The organism is Pseudomonas sp. NLJ1, from assembly GCF_049486705.1.
Taxonomy (GTDB): domain Bacteria; phylum Pseudomonadota; class Gammaproteobacteria; order Pseudomonadales; family Pseudomonadaceae; genus Aquipseudomonas; species Aquipseudomonas inefficax.
The window spans coordinates 804145-822083 of record NZ_CP137735.1 but is presented as its reverse complement, the minus strand read 5'-3'; the positions used below and the strand labels follow the sequence as shown (position 1 = coordinate 822083).

The following is a 17939-nucleotide window of genomic DNA, read 5'->3' as shown; positions in this document are numbered from 1 at the left end:
CAAGCCTCATAATGAGGCCCAAATAGGAGGTGCCATGAGTCGTCAGCGTTACCCCGAAGAATTCAAGATCGAAGCGGTCAAGCAAGTGACCGAGAAAGGCAAACCTGTCGCCGATGTCGCCCAGCGCCTGGGCATGTCCGTGCACAGTCTTTACGCCTGGATCAAGGTCTACAGCAAGCCCCAAGAGCAGCGTCAGCAAGACGACGATCAGCAGGCCGAACTGCGCAAGCTACGCGCTGAACTCAAGCGCGTGACGGAAGAGCGAGACATCTTAAAAAAGGCCGCCGCGTACTTTGCCAAGGAGTGCGGCTGAAGTACGCCTTCATCAAGAAGCACTCGACTGATTACCCGGTGCGGCGCCTTTGCCAAACCCTCAAGGTGCACCCCAGCGGCTATTACGCCTGGCTGGCCGAGCCTCAATCTGCCCGAGCAAAAGAAGATCAACGTCTGCTTGGCTTGATCAAACACGCTTGGCTGGAAAGCGGAGGTGTATACGGCTACCGCAAAATTCACGATGACCTGCGTGAGCTGGGAGAGGAATGCGGCCGAAATCGAGTCAGGCGCTTGATGCAGGCGGAGGGGCTGCGTTCTCAAACGGGCTATCGGCGGCGTCCAGGGTTCTATGGTGGAAAACCAACAGTGGCCTCGCCCAACCACCTCGCGCGGCAGTTCAAGGTAAGTGAGCCGAACAAGGTCTGGGTGACAGATATCACTTACATCCGCACCTATGAAGGGTGGCTCTACCTCGCGGTAGTGCTGGATCTGTTCTCACGCCAAGTAATTGGTTGGTCAATGAAGCCAAGGATGTGCAGCGACCTGGCTATCGACGCGATGTTGATGGCTGTTTGGCGACGCAAGCCTCAGCAGCAAGTTATGATTCACTCAGATCAAGGCAGTCAGTTCAGTAGCTCGGATTGGAAAAGCTTTTTGAAGGCCAACAATGTAATCAGCAGCATGAGCCGGCGGGGAAACTGCCACGACAATGCCGTAGCCGAGAGCTTTTTCCAGCTTTTGAAGCGAGAGCGAATCCGACGAAAGATCTACACAACCCGTGAAGAAGCCCGAAGTGATATTTTCGATTACATCGAGATGTTCTATAACCCTAAACGCCGACACAGCAGTGCTATGCAGCTGTCTCCAGTAGAGTATGAGAAACGCTATTTCCTGAGCTTGGAGAGTGTCTAGAAAACCAGGGGCGATTCATGAGTCTTGAACGACTGGGCTCGTGCGGGTCGACATCAAAAACCTTGTAGCGTCCCTCATGAATGTCCTCGACAACTGTTGGGCCATCCTCCAACTGGAAGAAAGCCAAGCCGTCCACAACACTGACAAAGGCATCGCCGGCGCGCAGGCGCCCGAGTTCCAGGCGAATGCCTTCTTCATCGACGTAAATCCACAACTCGCCGCCTTCAGGATGCGGGACGCGGACCAGTTCAACTTCATAAGGAACACTCCAGCCCTTTCCGAACAGGCCACCATTGCGAGTGTCCCTGCTATCGTAGCGGCGAGCCCATTCGATACCGAGCAGGCCAGGGAGACTGAAGTCAGTGTCCTCGGGACCGTCCTGGAATTTGCTACCCGTGGCTACAGCAACAGGGTTGCCAGCCTTGCAACCTTTAATGCGCCCAAAACGTCGTGAAATAAGTATCCCAGCAATAATCCCGGTAAACATCGCAACCTTGCTTTTGCCATTGCGAATATCCCGAACCGTCGCTGTCCCGCCGCCAATGCGTACATTCGGCGATACCTTCTCATTCACATCGATCGTGGCATCGCAGGTGGTCTTGTCACCCGATCGCGCGGCAGGCTGGCCGTTGATGAAGACCTTGTCCGACCCTTGCGCAATATGGTTTTCGGGCAGAGGCGGGTGGCGGCTGCATGAAATCTTGTCCTGCTCTTTGGATTCCGCGCCAGGGTCCTTTGGCGTGGTGACGGGCGGGTTGAAGATGTCGCGGATCGCCATGCCCAGCCCCACTACCGGGAGCAGGTAGGGCACCGCCGCCATGGCCATGGAACCCACGTTCTCCAGAATCGAAGGCTCTGCTTGCTCGGCGTCGGTCGCTCCCCCTCCTGGCGGCCCTGTGATACCGGCTGCGCGAGCGGCGGGCTTGCTGTTGATGAACACGTTGTGTGACCCGCTTTCGATCTTTCCGTAGGGATCGGGTGCATCCACGCTGTTGCCAAGGCTGTCGCAAAAGCGGGAGATGGCGTCGCCGACAGTCTGATCTTCACCGACCGAAAGGGTGCTCATCGCACCGACCGCCACCCCCGCAACGGCGGCGATGGCGATGCCCGCTGCGCCCCCTGTCGCGACAGTACCGACAACGGCCAGGCTGATAGCGGCAGCCACGGCGGCGGTGGCTGCGGCATAAATGACGGCCTCTGCAACGGCACTGACCATTTCGGCGATCAGGGACGGATGCAGGATTTCATCGCCCATGCGGGCGGCGTGAACGATCTGCGCCATGGCTTGCAAGCTCCAAAAGTTCTGAATGAGGTTGACCTTGGTGGTGAAGGGTTCAGGTGAATCGGAGCTGTTGTTTGATTGCGCGCCAGTGCTCGATGTCATCGCTGCTCAAAGGGCTTGGCTTGCTGTAATTGATCACTAGCAGCCGGTGCTGACCTGGAATCAGGCAGGCGGCCTGGAGCTGGAAATTGGGCTTGTCCCCTACCTTGAATTCAATGGCCATTTCGCGGGCTTCGACGGAGTGTTCACCGCCCCCCAAACGCGCGATCTTCGTAGGTGTGATGGTCATTGCCCCGGACTTTTTTCGCAGCATCCGCAGTTGGTCATCGATGGCTTGGTCCAGGGTCTTGTCGTTGCCGACGGGGCTGCGCGCCATTACCAACGTGGTGTCTCGGGCACGAAAGCGCAGCATGTTGAGCGTCAGGTCTTCAGGTGCTTCCTCGCCCAGGTTGAGGATCAGGTCGTGAGTCAGGTATTCCGTCATTGCGGGAGTCCTTTCAGGAGGTCTTTACGTACGGGCAAGTGCAAGCAGCTACTTGAAATGCCCATCCACATCGGCTTTCAGTGCACTGCTATCGCGTCCATCCGCTGCGGCACCTGCCGCTCCGCCCTCAGGGTTGAGGTCGAGCTTCGCTGCGGGCGTGTTGATCTGCCCGGTCTGTTGCCCGGTGAGGTTGAAGGTCTCGCAGGTGATATTGAGCGTGCCGTTGGCCTGCATCTCGATCAGTGTCTTGCCGCACTTGAGGCGCAGGGTGTTGCCTGCTTCGATCTCGTAGTTGCCGGCGATGAGGTCGTTTTTGCCGCCGCCGACTTTCAGGGTGTCGTTGGCTTTCACTACGCGCAGGCGATTGCGGCCGATGGCAACAGACTCGTCCTGGCCAATGCTCTGGGTGCGATCAACACCGACGGTGAGAGACTGGTTGTGGTTGACCTGGGTGTTCTGGTCCTTCTGGGCATGGATGAACACCTCTTCCTTGCCCAGTTCGTCCTCAAAGCGCAACTCATTGAAACCATCCCCCTTGTGGGTCTGGCTTTTGATGGTCATGCGGGTCTTGTGGTCGGGCAGGTCGTAGGGCGGAAGCTGGTCACCACAGTAGGTACGCCCGGTAATCATCGGCTGGTCGGGGTCGCCGTTGACGTACTGGATGATCACGTCCTGGCCGATGCGCGGGATCGCCATCGAACCCCAACTGCCACCGGCCCAGCCTTGCGACACACGCACCCAGCAGGAGCTGAACTCGTTGTTCTGGCTTTCCCGGTCCCAGGGAAAGCTGACCTTCACCCGGCCCCACTCATCGCAATAGATCTCTTCTCCCTTCGGGCCGACCACGGTCGCCATGTGCGGGCCATCAACGCGTGGTTTTGATAGTGGGGCGGGGCGCCATTCGGTCCGGCCGGGGACCAGCACGGCAGTCTGCTCGTAGTGCGTGCTTACATCTGCGCCGGCGGCTTCTTCCTGCAGGCTGGTGAATTGTTTGCCTTTGTGGGTAACCGTGTTCACCCGCCAATGCGCGTTGAGGTCGTCACGTGGGTGACTTGACAGGTTGAAGCTCAGGCCCGGTTGCAGGCGAACATCGTCACCCTCAACCTCGGCAATACGCACATCGTGGCGCAGCGCAGTGATGCGGTTTTCAGTGAACGGCTTGCCGACCGCATCGCGTTTGTAACGGCCTGGGTAATCGAAGAATTCGTATTCTTTGGACTGATGCTCCAGGAAGGGCCCGGCAGCTCTGTGTTCCTGGCGGTAGGCTGGGTTGGTAAAGGTGTAGTCGCGCTGAACCTGGCGAGCGGTGCGCACCTGCTCGCTGTAGCGCAAGCGGCGAAGGCACGGCATGGCTTGATCGCCACCGCCGGTGGCTTGGTACAGCGCGCTGTCAGGGTCTACAGACTCGTCGGCATCAAAGAAGCCCTCGTTGTCATCCTCGGCCTTGATGGTCCCATGGCTGATCAGCCCGAATGATTGCAGCCGATCGGTAATGATCAGCTTGTGCAGCTTTTCACTGTGCGCGAAGCGGTAGACGAAGCCTTCTTCAGCAGCCAGGCGGGTGATGAACGCCAGGTCCGTCTCACCGGCCTGAACGCAGAACTCGCGGACCTGATGGTCCATGCTGGCGTGCAGTTCGTATTGGTTGATGCCCTGGCGCTTGAGCATCAGCTCAATAATTTGCGGAACGGTTTTCTGCTGGAAGATGCGCCAGTTCGAGCGCAGACCGGCACGCGCCAGTTGTGGCTCGACCAACGCGTGATAGTAGGTGCGGTAGAAGCCGCCCTCAGCTTGGCTGAATCGGCTGACCAAGCCAGGTCATCCATATAATTCTCCGCTTAGCCTGTTATGAAACGCCTAAGCTCGTCATTGAATAGTTCAAGGCTGGGGTCTCTGGTATGATTTCAAGAGATTATAGGTTGTCTGGGTGTTCTATCAGTTCCCACTGGCCATTTTGAAGGCGCAAAATGAATTTGGTTGCTGTTACCCAGAGAGTATTTTTGGTTGAGCTTAAATTCTCTATGCTATATTCGTGAGGGGTTGGCAGGCTAGAAGGGATGGCGTTCTCAAAGCTCTTGTTATTCAGTAAGAATAAGCCTGTGGTTGTTCCAATGAAAATTTGTTTATTAAATTGTTTGATGCACCAAAAATTCGTGTCTATTTTTTCGGTGGGTATCCGTTTAAAGCCGTCTTTGTAATTGCCTCTTACAATTGTCCCGTTGTGACCGCAGATCAGCACTTCATCAGTTGAGATGCAATGAATATTATGCAGGTGTTGTCTAGTGCCACTTTTGCATTTGTTCCATGAGGCACCGTTCCAGTGATATATTGTGCCGTTTGTTCCGCAGGTGTAAATGTCTTCCTTGGAAAGCCCGTCTATGCATTGAAAGGTTATAATTGATCGTGATAGCTGAGCAAGGTCTTGTATTTTTTGTGGGGTGTCTGAGTTAATGGTTTCAAGTAGCTTTGATAAGGTTGATGTTGCTTTTTGTGCTATCTGGTAACCGGTTTCTATGCAGTTGCTTTGGTCTAGTTGGTAAATTTGGCCTTCGCCGCCGCAAGCAAAAAATATGTTGTCAACTATGGCTAGTGAAGTCAATTTTGCTTCGCTCTTCTTGGGGATTGCTAAGGTCTCAATGCCGTTGGAGTTGTATATTTCGATTTCACCATTGGTTGTGAGCGAGCATCCAGCTCTTATGGTTTCAGTGTGCGCAGGCCTTAATGCGATCGAGATTACTGTCTTGTGATTAATGTCATGGTAATGCCATTTTTCAGGCAGGTTAAGATTTAGAACGAACATTCGTGTGTGCTCTGTGTTCTCAAGCTTGTCCGCAAAAGATGCGACATATAACATGTCGTCATTGATTGCGCATGCGCTTCCAAAAGTTATTTTGCTAGTACCGTTCATTTTGTTTTCTTCTTTTTTGATGAGTTATAGGCCGCCTGAGCCTTTTTGGGTTTTGGAGCCGAGCTTTGTAATGTCGTCATGGTTTAGAAGGTTTGTTTTGTTGTAAGCACGGTACCGATCGCCGGGTTTCAAACCCATGCTGGTGTGGTATGCGTGTAGCTCTGCAAGCATCTTTGTAGGATTGCACCCGGTTATAGCCGAAGCTGCCATTACGCCAATCAATTCAAGCTCACCTAATGTAGCCGTTCCCTCAGGTGTGCCTCTGCTACCTAATTCTCTCTCAGCTGGGTCATAAATAGCGTGGATCAGACCATGCTCATTTGCTTTGCTACCTTTCTTGGTTGGTGTGCCTCCATCGACACAGATAGTGTAGCCGTTTGCATGTGAAAGCCCACCAGGCACTCGTGGTCCTGGGTTTTTGTTTTTGTTGGGTAGCCTAAAAGCGCGGTCTGCTACTATATGATGCCCTGTTTTTCCAGGTGGGCAATTCTTTCCGTTGCCATATTTGCGAAGTCGGCAATCTCTTTTCTCGCCTTTAGACTTTCCCCCGTTATTTTTCGGGCCATTCGGCTTCCGTTCTGTCGGAGGTGAGGATTTTGGAGTCTTGGCGTGGCTGTTTTTTAGAGATCTGTTTACTTTGCCAGCAGCTTTACCTACAAGTACCCCGCCTTTAGCTGCATCGCCGATAACCGGGATCGCGGCAAAAGCAGCAAGGCCTGCGTTTTCAATATCCCCTTCCAATACATAAATGAACGCGCTGATACCGTCAGGAATAGCGCCCAAGCCTGGTACGAACCCAACTCCGTCCAGTGTGCCATGTACCCACGGGCTGGTTTTTTTCCACCAACTTTCCTTTTCTGTTTCAGCCTCCTGTGGTGGGTTGGCAGATGTAGCTGGAACTTCTGCTTTTGCGGTTTCGCCGACGACACGGCCTATCGTGTTACCGCTGGCGGTTGTCCCACCTGTCTCTCTATCATTGTAGATCTCGGGTGGCGGATAATTCGGTAGTCCATACTCAGGGGCACTATCCTTGAAGGTTAAATATTCCTCATAGGTAAGAGTGTCACTGTAAAGCCGAGTTTCTCCTTGCCACAGCTGTACGACGACATGGTCACCCTGTTGGTAAGTTGCGATGCTCTTAGTGGCGCTGATGGATTTCTGAAATTTGCTTATCTCGATGTTGAGTGGTTCGTCCACAACTCATGCCCCATTCATCCAGAATAGATCGTTATGGCGCACGACCAATTTTCCCTCGGCTCTGACGGTACTGCTTTTCTCTTGGGGGTAGCATCTTCCACCAACGGTATCGCTGATAACCCCTTTGGCTGCTCCCGCCTGATCGCCTTCAGTTTGAGGTACCAAGCTTTTGTCATAAACGACGATGGGTTTACCGTTGACACGTACTGATTTTGCTACACCTGTGGCTGCTTTAAGTTCAGCCGTGACGGGGTAGGGTACTGGTGGAGTAGCACCTCCCATAGGCGTCTTACAAACATCAGGAACGATACTGACAACTAGCCACTTGTCCTGTTTTCGCGCAAGAATGTTCTCCGCCATCTCAGCGTCCCCTGTTGTCAGTTGCGCAAGTTGGCGAGTCCCATTTAATGAGGGGAGCGACTGGATCAGCTTCAAATCGGGCCTCCAAGACACGGATAGGGTCTTGGGAGGGGAGGCTTACTCGATGAGTCAGCGACAGCGTCATTGAGTCGGTGTCGATCAAGAGCGTGTCCGTCATCAGCGGTAGGGGAATCATTACACCGCTGTGCAACCGAGCAAGCAGAAAAGGGCGGTGCCCTGGCAACTCTATGCATGATTGCCCGTTGTGGTTCCAATCGGGGGAGGTGAGGTTGAACAGCTCAATACGAACGTCCGGCCTCAAGAATGCGGTCTGCTGATCTGCCGGCGCTCCGTTCCAATAGCCGAAATCAAAGTCGCCGGGCAGACCTGGCCAGCGTCTGTCTTGCCAGTCACTGTCGTATGTGCCGGCCAAAGCCAGGCGAGGTGCCCAAGCTCGTCCTACGACCCCGAAGCCAACAGGCTGATGATCCAGGGCATTCGAAATTTCAGCCATTTGAATGGCATTGGTATTCCCGTCTGGCTGGGAGGTTTTCAGCAGCCTTTGGATAGGCCTATCAGTCGGTTCAATCTGGGGGGCGGGTAATTCCTCAAGGAGCAGCTCAAGTGAGCTGGCCACTTCAAAGTGACGACGCTCAATCCAGCCTCGACCCAGAGGGTTGCTATAACAGACCTGATTGAGTAGGTAGGGCTCAGGCGTGTGCTCGGGGTAGTGCGGGTTTCCAAAGACACTCGATCCGCCAAATGCGTATTCCCATTGTAATGGTACATTCTTGGCCAATTCGGCTTCGGTCAGATGCCAACCACCCAAGAAGCCTTGCCTAAATACTCGCGGTCCTGTGAAGCGTAGTCGTTTATCCAAAAGAATATTGCGAGTGGGTGCGTTCGCGCGGCGTAGGTTTGCTTCGGCTTGCGCATCACGCCAGGCATAGAGTTGCTGCTGCGTAAGTGGTTCGCCTGCCTTCAAAGGCTTAGGCTGCTCGACCTTGACCTTCAAGGGCGCTGCCGGTTCGCTCAGGCGAATGCCAGCTACCCAATCGCGAGTGGGAGTGCCATTGGGGGCGTGGGCGTGCCCGTTGATGATCACATCGCAGCGAGGCTTGAAGGGGGCTAAGTCGCTTTCCTCTTTTGCGCTGCTGCGCCCTTCCTCACCGAAGTACTGATCAGCCAAGCAGAGTGCTACGGGCTCATCATCTATTACTTGGGCACTTAGGTGCCCGGGCTTCTCGGCGATAGGCTCTAACCGATAACCAACCTTCATCACAATCACAGGATGTTCGACATCCTGTTTATCGATTGCACTGAAGCACATGACGTCAAATGGCGTCAGGTTGCGAAATTCCATCTTGGGCTACCCCTTCAGTTGAGATCGACATCCTTGCCGTTGATTTGCACAGGCCCTGTGGCACTGAAGTCAAAGTTGCTGCCGTTGATCAGCACAGTGCCGTCGGACTTCATCACCAGAGTGGCCTTGCCCACCGTGATGCTCAGTTCGTCGCCTGCGGTTATGCTGAATCTGTTGCCAATCACCACTGACTTATGAATAGCCACTTGCTCACTCTGGCTGAGCCCAACAGTTGTGTTCATGGCCGCGCCCACACTCACCTGGTATCCCGCACCGATGGTCAGGACCTTAGCCAAACCGATGGTTTCTGCCTTGGCCAGCTTGATGGTTTCGGTCTTGTTAGCACCGATGGTCACGCTGCGGTTGGCGCCAATGCTGATGGTTTCGTTCTTGCCAACGTCTTCAGTGCGGTGGTCGCCGATGGAGATCGTTTCGTTGTGGTCGACTCGCTCGCTTCGGTCATTGCCGACGAAGGTGGTTTCGTTGTGTTTGACGACGTTGTTCTGGTCTTTCTCGGCGTGAATGAACACCTCCTGCCGGCCCAGCTCATCCTCGAAGCGCAGCTCGTTGAATCCATCGCCCTTGTGGGTCTGGCTCTTGATGGTCATGCGGGTCTTGTGGTCGGGCAGGTCATACGGCGGCAGCTGGTCACCGCAATAGGTGCGTCCAGTGATCATCGGCTGGTCGGGGTCGCCATTGACGTACTGGATGATCACGTCCTGGCCGATGCGCGGGATGGCCATCGCGCCCCAGCTGCCTCCCGCCCAGGCTTGTGAAACCCTCACCCAGCAGGAGCTGAATTCGTTGTTCTGGCTCTCTCGATCCCAAGGGAAGCTGACTTTCACCCGGCCCCACTCATCGCAATAAATCTCCTCGCCCTTCGGCCCGACCACGGTTGCCATGTGCGGGCCGTCAACGCGTGGTTTTGGTAGTGGGGCAGGGCGCCATTCGGTTCGCCCTGGAATCAGCACGGCGGTCTGCTCGTAGTGCGTGCTGACATCGGCGCCGGCGGCTTCTTCCTGCAGGCTGGTGAATTGTTTACCTCTGTGGGTAACCGTGTTCACCCGCCAATGCGCGTTGAGGTCGTCACGTGGGTGGCCAGTGAGGGTGAAACTCAGGCCAGGTTGCAGGCGAACATCGTCACCCTCAACCTCGGCAATACGCACATCGTGGCGCAGCGCGGTGATACGGTTTTCAGTGAACGGCTTGCCCACGGCATCGCGTTTATAGCGGCCTGGGTAATCGAAGTATTCGTACTCGTTGGACTGATGCTCCAGGAAGGGCCCGGCGGCTCTATGTTCCTGGCGGTAGGCCGGGTTGGTAAAGGTGTAGTCGCGCTGAACCTGGCGAGCAGTGCGCACCTGTTCGCTGTAGCGCAAGCGGCGAAGGCACGGTATGGCTTGATCGCCACCGCCGGTGGCTTGGTACAGCACGCTGTCAGGGTCTACAGGCTCGTCGGCATCAAAGAAGCCCTCGTCGTCATCCTCGGCCTTGATGGTCCCATGACTGATCAGCCCGAATGATTGCAGCCGATCGGTAATGATCAGCTTGTGCAGCTTTTCACTGTGCGCAAAGCGGTAGACGAAGCCTTCTTCAGCAGCCAGGCGGGCGATGAACGCCAGGTCCGTCTCACCGGCCTGAACGCAGAACTCGCGGACCTGATGGTCCATGCTGGCGCGCAGTTCGTACTGGGTGATGCCCTGGCGCTTGAGCATCAGTTCACGAATTTGTGGAACGGTCTTCTGCTGGAAGATGCGCCAGTTCGAGCGCAGGTCGGCACGGGCCAGTTGCGGCTCGACCAGCGCGTCATAGTAGGTGCGGTGGAAGCCACTTTCAGCCTGGCTGAAGCGGCTGACAAGGCCGTGCACGTAGCGCACCGGGCGTTCGCCGTCCCAGATGGCAAAAAGTACGGGCTTGTCGAGCAGGTGGCCGAAGTCGATATCGTTTTCGAAGCTGATGAGTTTCAGCTCCAACTTGAAGGGCATGCTGATCCCCTCTCGGAGTTCGAACGACACCACTTCTAATTCAGCGTTGCCAACCAGCGGCTGGAAGCTGTAACGCAAGTCAGATTGGCTAGGCATAAGCAATCCTTGTCCGCCGTCTGAGGTGACACAAAGTCCGGGCAGGTAAACCCGCCCGGAGCATTCGTGAATATCAGGCGGCTGGTGCGCGCCAGTCGTCAGACCCTTCGGTGTTTGCGACATCGTGTGCCCAGGTGATCTTCCGATAGGCGAGCGCTACCTCGATCAGCTGGGTGTAGTTTTCGTTCTCCTTGTCTTGAGCGTGGGGCAGGACGGTATTGATGCTGACGATGGTGGCGTCTTCGAGCTTGGTGGTGAAAAAGTGCTCTTGTTTGCCTTCCGTCGAGGTGCGGTACCAATTGACCTCGACAGTCGGCAACATTTCGCCGGTGGCCAGCGCTTGATACATCAGTGGTGTGGCTTTGTTGAGCGAACTAGTGAACTTGAACGGCTTGTGTACGCGCTGGCCGCTGGGTTGGCCACTTTGTGGATCAGTGGGTGTAGTGACCTCATGATTGATTTCCTGGACAAGGATTTCATCCTCATGGCCTTGCTGGTAAACATTGCCGACGGAGTCAGCGGTGAATGCACCAGCGGTAATGTTGCCCTGTTTTTGACCAGTGATCTTGATGTAAGCGGGTGTTGGCATGGCAGTCTCTCCTGCGTCCATGTGGATAAATCACGCGCACTCGGAGTGGCGTGGCCATCGGGAACGATGGGCTTGTCAACGAAGCAGTCGCCTCGTCAATTCGTTGAAGTCAGCTGCGTCGGTTTCTGCCGATCTACTGCTGCAAAATGCCGTTCAGCGACTCCAACACCTCGGTGGTAATCAGGTGCAGCCGGTAGCTGTAGATGCCGTACGCCACCGCCATGGCGAGGGCGGAAATGACCAACGGACTCCACCACGGCCATTGCCGGTTCATGCGGAAGTTGCTTGGGGCGACATTGGTGTACGGATCGCAGACGGTCTCCGGAGTCGGGCCGCGCAGTTCTCGGATAATCCCGTGGAGGTGGTGTATCAATGCGTTGAGGGTTTCTTCGCCCTTCGGCGCAATGGCGTACTTGCCCTTCAAACCGAGGCAAAGCGCGAAGTACATGAACTCCAATACGTCCTGGTAACGTTTGGGTTCCTGCATGAGGCGCGACAGTACGGTGAAGACTTTCTCTCCACCCCAGGTTTCGTCGTGGAAGATGCTGAGCAGGGGTTCCTGGCTCCAGCAACTGGTTTTACCCCAAGGCCTGTCCATGACAGCTTCATCGATGAAAAGGCAAAGGCCGTATGAGTACGCCAGCAACTGAGCGGGCTCGTAGCCGTGCTGGCGTATCTCCTCGCGAATATTTTCGATCTGGTTGCGCACCTGCTGATGCACATCTTTGATGTTGGGCAGCGCATCCAGTGTGCGCAGGCGTATCACCAGGCCGAACAGCGGTGCTGCGGCATCCAGCATCAGGTTGTCGTAGCCGCCACGTAGCTGAAAGTCTGGGTCTGCTGCGTACCCTAGATATTCGTCCTTTGCGGGGTTGGCCTCGCTCTCACTCTGTTCGGCCTCAGCATGGGCGCGTGTTTGCCCTTCTTGTGCCTTCTTCTTGGCGTGCTGAATCGACGTCACTACGCTCTGGGTGACATCATCCTCATTGTTGAAATCCCCTGTCATTTCTGTTCCCCCCTGATCGCCCAGAACTGCAGCTCCAGCCCTGGGAAGTCCCCAGCCACATGAATCCCGAAGCCATTAGCCGTTCTCATGCACGCCCACGCCGGGTCACGCCGGTCCAGCTCGAAATAGCTGAAGCCTGCATGGAAGGGCAGGTCGCGAGGCGCCACGGGCAAGGCGTTCAAAGGAATGCCGGGCAGTTGCAGCGGCACCAGGTCCTCCAGTGCTTCGAGTGAAGTGATCTTGGCTTTCTGGATGAACATCTGGCGCAACGCCTTAGGTGGCAGATCGGCGCGTACGGCCAGGATGAAAGTGGCCTCATCGATCAGTCGGCGGTCCTCCAGTGCGGTTGTCATGACGCCGTACTCCAGCGTCTCCAATGGCAGCGAAACGGCGCGGGGTTGCAGTACCGTGCTCAGTGCCCGGCGCAGCGTGTCCTCCAGCGGCTTGAAGGAGGTGCGCAGCGCGGTATGGTGATAGGCGGGGTATTCCTGCGGCAGCCGGCTCTCGTCGGTAAACGTCACGAACTCGCCGCAGGCCTGGCTCATGCACAGGTACAACTGTTCAGGGTGGGTCTGCCCTTGCCTTGCCAGATGCTGGAAGCAGGGCCACCAACGGTTCATGGCCTGCAGCAGGTTGAAGTCGCGAATGTCGGCGATGCCGGACTGCCCTGAGGCGCCAATGCGGGCGGCGAGGTTGCGCGCACGTTCGCGCAAGGAGTTGGTGATTTCTTCCAGATACCGTTGCAGCGCGGGTACGGCGCGCACTGAAACGCTGGTGGGATAGAAGCCTTCATCCAGTTGCAGGCTGCCATCGGGGCGCCGTTCCAGAATGCGCGTCACCGCCAGGCGGGTGTAGGCGCTGCTGTCGTCGGCCTTGCGTTTGAGCTGCAGGTTGGGCACCGCCAGGTCAACCTGCACCAAGTCACCGTCGGCGCTGTGCGTGTCCTTGATTTCCAGGGCCTGGGCGCTGTAACGGAAGTTGGCGGGGTTATCGGGCCAGCTTACTTCACGGCCACCTTCGGTGCGCAGCGGCAGGCACAGGTAGATCTCGCTGTCTTTCGCGCCGTCGTCTTCGATTTCCAGCGGTGGTGGTGGTGGCAGGTCTGCCGGGATATCGAACACCGTGCCGTCCGGCATGATGCCCCGTGCACGGGTGATGGCGACCTTGCCCAGGCTCAGATACTCGTCGTTCAACTGCAATTCGCTGAAGCCATAGAAGGCTGCGTTCAGGCTGCCAAGACGTTGATGCAGGGCCGCTTCGGCGGCACGGGTGGCCTGTTGGAAATGCTGCGGTTTGACGAACAGGCCTTCCGGCCACAGGACAGGGTTACGTGAACTCATGAGCGCTCCATGTCAGCGTGAGTAATCGAGAAGGGCAGGGTTACAGGCGCCATCAGTCTTCCTCCTGGAGCAGGAGCTGCGTGTCGTTGAGCAACACCGACAGGATGATCTGGTGCCCGCGGGGCGGAATGCGCAGCACCTGGCTCCAGGTGGCGTTTTCCTGGTTCCGGTAGTCGGCGATCACCGCGACAAAGCGCGTTTCGGGCTCGATGGGCGCAAAGGGGATGAACTTGAACTGGCCGGGGCGCAGCAGGTAATCGTCATCGCGTATGTAGGTGCTGCGCAGCGCCTCGGCAGGGTTCTTGTCCAGCAGTTCGTAAACACTGTTGCGCAAGAGTGAGTCGTCGCGCAGTTGCAGGATCTTCACGGCCATGGGCGTAGCGACGGGCTCGGCGGCCACGGTGGTGGTGCGCGGCAAGGTCAGCACCACGGTCGGGTCGCCGTAGCTGCCCGGGGTACTTTCTTCCATGGGGGAGCGCGCCGGATTCTCGCCATCGTCAACTGGCGAATCGACGGGCGACATGGCCGGAAATTGTTCCAGCAGGTACTCGAACAGGGCCCCGACTTTCTCGGTCAGCATGTAGGGGTCGCCTGCACTCAGGCTGACCGCGTAAGGGCTGGGCGCCACAACCGGCCCGGGCTCGGGCGCCACCTCAAGGCTGTTCGGGTTGCCATTGAGCGTTGGGCTGGCGTTGATGCTGAACGCGACCTGGGTAGGATGTTCCCCGGGCGATCCGACGGGCAATGAGGGGTCCATCACCACCTGGCCAATCTTGCTCAGCAACGTGCAACCGGAGAGCCCGATCAGCGCCGTCAGCAGGCCGGCCACGAATGTTGGACGCATCATGGTCGGTCTCCCGCAATCAGGCGTTCCAGTGGGCTCTGCTGCGCTGGCGCTGCCTCTGCGTCCAGTGCCTCCAAAGGGTCGTTGCCCATGCCCGGTTCGAATGCCGAGCAGATGTCCGTGACAGTCTGGGGGGCGACAGCAGTGGCCTGGCACGTGTTGGGTGGAACATCCAGCAACCAGTGATCGAGGGTTCTCTGTTCAGGGCTGAACAGGTCCTCCAGTGAGCGTGCATCGGCCTGCGCAAGCTGGGCCTGCAGCCGATAGGCGCCAATGCGCAACTGGTCACCCTCGAGCAGCCGCCTTGCGGTTAGCGACCCCAGGCTGTGGAGACTGTCGTTCAGGTAGGTACGCTGACAGCGATCGATGACGCAGAAGCTGCCCTCGATCCAGCGGATCTCGCAATGGATCGGTGCAACGGTCTGCTGACGATCGTTGATCTGCCAGGTGGCCTTTGCGCTGCCGATGGTGCCGCCTGTGCAATCGAACTGATGTCGGGCAGTGACGTTGTGTTGCAACTGATCCAGATTGGTGATGCTCAAGGTCAAAGTGCTCATGAGCGCCCCCGGAACCGCACCACAGGGCTGCTCTGGCCGTGACGGTCATCGACGAAGCTGGTCCAGCCCAGGTAGGCACCCAGGCTACGGTGCAGGCAAAAGGGCGGCAGTGCGTTCTGCTTCAGGCGCAGCTCCAGGTCATAGGCCAGGCCATCACGCAGCAGGAAGTCGATCAATGCCCGTAACCGGCCGAAGTTGATGCCGCTGGGCAGCAGGTCACGCAATTGCGCTGGGTCGAGTTCGCTGATCACGATGGTGAACTTGCTGCTGCGTGTTCGCGTGCGGCTGCCCACCATGAAAGTGCTGCCCAGTTCGCCGTTGCTGCGGCCAAGGCTGACCAGTTGCTTGGCGGCAGTGGGGACCGAGCGGGTTTCGAACTCGCGGATCTGTACCTGCTTCAAGTCGAAGCAGTGGGCGATGATGCCGGCGACCGTGCCCGGTGCACGGCTGCGGCTGGCAATGACGCCGGCGAAACTGAGCAGCCGGCTCCACGGCAGTGCCGTGTCCCCGCGCAACTGCCTGTCATTCAACCCGAGCAGGGCAAAGATGTACTGAGAGAACCCATCGGTAGCTCCCGGCTGAAAGCGGATGTAGTAGCGATATTTACGCCAGATGCGATGCAGCAGGCTGAGCAGGTAGTGGTTGAAGAAATCGAAGAACGCCGGCCGCACACCGATGCCCTGTGCATGCTCGTATGCCACCTGCTCCAGGTAATAGGTGGGCAATGGCGAGTCGGTGCCATGCAAGCCCATGAAGGTGGTGCACACGCGATAGCGGTCAGCTTCCCCGGGCATGCGTTCGACCTTGTATATGTCGGAAACCGGGAAACTCAGCCGCGGGTCGCTGGCAAGCCGCACCCTCAGCCGGGTGGCCTGATCTGGCCAGCGTGGTTCCAGGTCATCCCCGTGCAAGCCGTGCAGGCGTTCCAGCAACTGGAAGAAGTTGTACTGGTGCGCCTCGGCGAACAGCTTGTCGGCTAGATCAGCGGTTGTTTGCCGGTCTGGATTGGCCATGTGTAGTGCTCGTTGTTGGTGGTGTTGATCACTTCCAGTTGGTGGAAGGAATTGATGCTGGCGTACAGGGCGAAGAAGCGCGCGAGCACGCAACCGAACAGGTACAGGTCGCCTTCGCAGAGGAATGCGCTTTGATCCAGCTTCAGCCGCGTGCGCAAGCCACGAATGGGCTGGCCCTTGATCAGCCAGTCCAGCGGCTCTGTTTGCACATCACGGATGCCATCGAGGCGTTTGCGGGTGGTGCGTGTCTGCTGGATGTCGTGCAAGGCCGCGAAGTCGTAGGCGCGGATGACCGCTTTCAGTGGCTCGGCCGAGAGCAGCGACAGGTAGTTGAGCGACATGTTGGAGATCAGGGCCCACTGCAACTGGCCGTCCAGCACCGGCCTGTACGGGCGGGTGGGTGCACGGATGTTGGTGTAGGTGGCAAGGGGCGGCGTGATCTCGGTGAGCACGTTGATGTCATCGATACCCAACGCCAGCGGCAGGTCGCGGTTGGTGCAGGTCAGGTCGATGGACGCTGTTTCCAGTTCGCCGATGTAGGCGTTGGCATCGGCGCGCACGAAAGCGATGCGATGGGTGACGCCATCGCCGCGCAGGGATTCCTCGAGTGTGTAGCGGTAGTACAACGCCGTGCGCCCTTGCACATGCTCGATCTCATGGGCGAACGACTCGAAGGGGCGGAAGGTTCTCAGGTGTTCACCGGTACTTCCGTCAGTCGTGGTGCGGGTGCTGATGACCCGGTCGACACTGAAGATTTCATAGGCGTGCCGCTCCTTGCCTCTGGGCACAAGCTCGACCTGGGCGGGCCGGCTGGACAGGTCGATGGGCTCGGCGCTGTGGCTGAGCAGGTTCACTGCCGGGGTGCAGAACAGGCTGAAGTCTGCTTTGCCGACACGCAGCGAATCAGGTAACTGTCGGGTGAAGTGAAATTCGAGGCCGACCCGCTGAGTCGCTTGATCAGGCCAGACTTTCTCCAGGCCGGTGATGCTGACGAAGTGAAAACGCTCGGGAAATACGAAGTACTCCTGCAGGATCCGGTAACCGTCAAAGACGTTCTGTGGGTAAGGCAGCAGCGCTTCGTCCGGGCTGAAGCCTGGGAACATGATGCTGCTGGCCGGCAGCCGGCGTACCTCACCATTGACTGTCACACAGACATGTTTGAGGTACTGAGCGATCCACAGGTACAGCGTGCGAGCAGTTTGGGTGTCACCGCTCAGATGAAAGTCGAGACTGGCACAGCCCAGGGTATTCAGCGGCCGCTCGACCAAGGTTTGCAGGTCGATGCGAACCACCGAACTGTCGAGTGTCTGGGTAGCATTCACCGACTCGATCTCGAACGGGTGAATGTCCACCGCCGTGCAGGTGCGGAATTCGCAGGGCACACCATCCACGGGGCTGGAGAACAACCGCGAGCCTTTGGCAATGCGTTGCGACTGGCTGAGCGCTTGCTTGCGCGGTGTGAACTGGATGATCGTGGCGCTCGGCAGGGGCCGCAGGTAGTTGGGCCACAGCAACTGCAGCATGGGGTGCGTCAGCTCGGGCAGGTCGTCCTCCAGCTTGAGCCGCAGTTTGGCCGTGAGGAACGCAAAGGCTTCCATCAGGCGTTCGACATCCGGGTCGCTGCCACCCTTGCCGAGCAGGCGGGCAAGTTGTGGGTTGTCCTGGGCGAAGTCGTTCCCCAGTTCATGGAGGTAACGCAACTCTTCGCTGAATCGGTCCTTGAGTGACAT

Annotated in this window: 16 protein-coding genes; 1 reads left to right on the top strand and 15 read right to left on the bottom strand. The window is 57.4% G+C overall.

What is annotated here, in order from left to right; translation table 11 throughout:
- Positions 1-34: 34 nt before the first annotated feature.
- A protein-coding gene (locus tag R9B85_RS03710; RefSeq protein WP_087535084.1) for an IS3 family transposase occupies positions 35-1185 on the top strand; the annotation gives its coding sequence in 2 pieces (ribosomal slippage) (positions 35-269 and positions 269-1185; 1152 coding nt in all).
- Here R9B85_RS03710 and R9B85_RS03705 read toward each other — a convergent pair.
- From R9B85_RS03705 to tssF, 15 genes are all read right to left on the bottom strand, one after another.
- Positions 1124-2569: a DUF6531 domain-containing protein gene (locus tag R9B85_RS03705; protein ID WP_423770849.1), complete on the bottom strand. Its 1446-nt coding sequence runs from the start codon at positions 2567-2569 to the stop codon at positions 1124-1126. The genes R9B85_RS03710 and R9B85_RS03705 overlap by 62 nt on opposite strands.
- Positions 2520-2951 (bottom strand): DcrB-related protein, encoded by a 432-nt coding sequence (locus R9B85_RS03700; protein ID WP_112252910.1) that lies wholly within the window; start codon positions 2949-2951, stop codon positions 2520-2522. Before R9B85_RS03700 ends, R9B85_RS03705 begins: the two co-directional genes overlap by 50 nt.
- 48 nt (positions 2952-2999) lie before the next feature.
- On the bottom strand, positions 3000-4763 hold the full coding sequence (locus tag R9B85_RS03695; protein WP_423770848.1) for a type VI secretion system Vgr family protein: 1764 nt from the start codon (positions 4761-4763) through the stop codon (positions 3000-3002).
- 100 nt (positions 4764-4863) lie between these two features.
- The gene (locus R9B85_RS03690) at positions 4864-5859 is read right to left on the bottom strand and encodes a WD40/YVTN/BNR-like repeat-containing protein (protein WP_423770847.1); all 996 of its coding nucleotides are present in this window, start codon (positions 5857-5859) and stop codon (positions 4864-4866) included.
- 24 nt (positions 5860-5883) lie between these two features.
- Positions 5884-7056, bottom strand: coding sequence for a hypothetical protein (locus R9B85_RS03685; protein WP_207877769.1), 1173 nt, complete (start codon positions 7054-7056; stop codon positions 5884-5886).
- A gap of 3 nt (positions 7057-7059) precedes the next feature.
- The gene (locus R9B85_RS03680; protein WP_215520583.1) at positions 7060-7416 is read right to left on the bottom strand and encodes a DUF4150 domain-containing protein; all 357 of its coding nucleotides are present in this window, start codon (positions 7414-7416) and stop codon (positions 7060-7062) included.
- A 1-nt stretch (position 7417) separates the two neighbouring features.
- Entirely contained in the window at positions 7418-8779 is a 1362-nt protein-coding gene (locus R9B85_RS03675) for a DUF2169 family type VI secretion system accessory protein (protein ID WP_423770846.1), read from the bottom strand.
- A gap of 14 nt (positions 8780-8793) precedes the next feature.
- Positions 8794-10860 carry a type VI secretion system Vgr family protein gene (locus tag R9B85_RS03670; protein ID WP_423770845.1) on the bottom strand — a complete coding sequence of 689 codons (2067 nt, stop codon included), beginning with the start codon at positions 10858-10860 and terminating at the stop codon, positions 8794-8796.
- Between the two features lie 73 nt (positions 10861-10933).
- Positions 10934-11449 carry an Hcp family type VI secretion system effector gene (locus R9B85_RS03665; RefSeq protein WP_207877776.1) on the bottom strand — a complete coding sequence of 172 codons (516 nt, stop codon included), beginning with the start codon at positions 11447-11449 and terminating at the stop codon, positions 10934-10936.
- A 133-nt stretch (positions 11450-11582) separates the two neighbouring features.
- The gene (icmH, locus tag R9B85_RS03660) at positions 11583-12455 is read right to left on the bottom strand and encodes a type IVB secretion system protein IcmH/DotU (protein WP_243432251.1); all 873 of its coding nucleotides are present in this window, start codon (positions 12453-12455) and stop codon (positions 11583-11585) included.
- Positions 12452-13795, bottom strand: coding sequence for a type VI secretion system baseplate subunit TssK (gene tssK / locus R9B85_RS03655; protein ID WP_215520585.1), 1344 nt, complete (start codon positions 13793-13795; stop codon positions 12452-12454). Before tssK ends, icmH begins: the two co-directional genes overlap by 4 nt.
- Positions 13796-13847: 52 nt before the next feature.
- Positions 13848-14642, bottom strand: coding sequence for a type VI secretion system lipoprotein TssJ (tssJ, locus tag R9B85_RS03650; RefSeq protein ID WP_215520586.1), 795 nt, complete (start codon positions 14640-14642; stop codon positions 13848-13850).
- Entirely contained in the window at positions 14639-15196 is a 558-nt protein-coding gene (locus R9B85_RS03645) for an FHA domain-containing protein (RefSeq protein ID WP_112252905.1), read from the bottom strand. The genes tssJ and R9B85_RS03645 overlap by 4 nt, the downstream gene beginning before the upstream one ends.
- Positions 15193-16209, bottom strand: a complete 1017-nt coding sequence (gene tssG / locus R9B85_RS03640) for a type VI secretion system baseplate subunit TssG (protein ID WP_112252904.1) — start codon at positions 16207-16209, stop codon at positions 15193-15195. The genes R9B85_RS03645 and tssG overlap by 4 nt, the downstream gene beginning before the upstream one ends.
- Positions 16173-17939, bottom strand: coding sequence for a type VI secretion system baseplate subunit TssF (gene tssF, locus R9B85_RS03635; RefSeq protein WP_112252903.1), 1767 nt, complete (start codon positions 17937-17939; stop codon positions 16173-16175). Before tssF ends, tssG begins: the two co-directional genes overlap by 37 nt.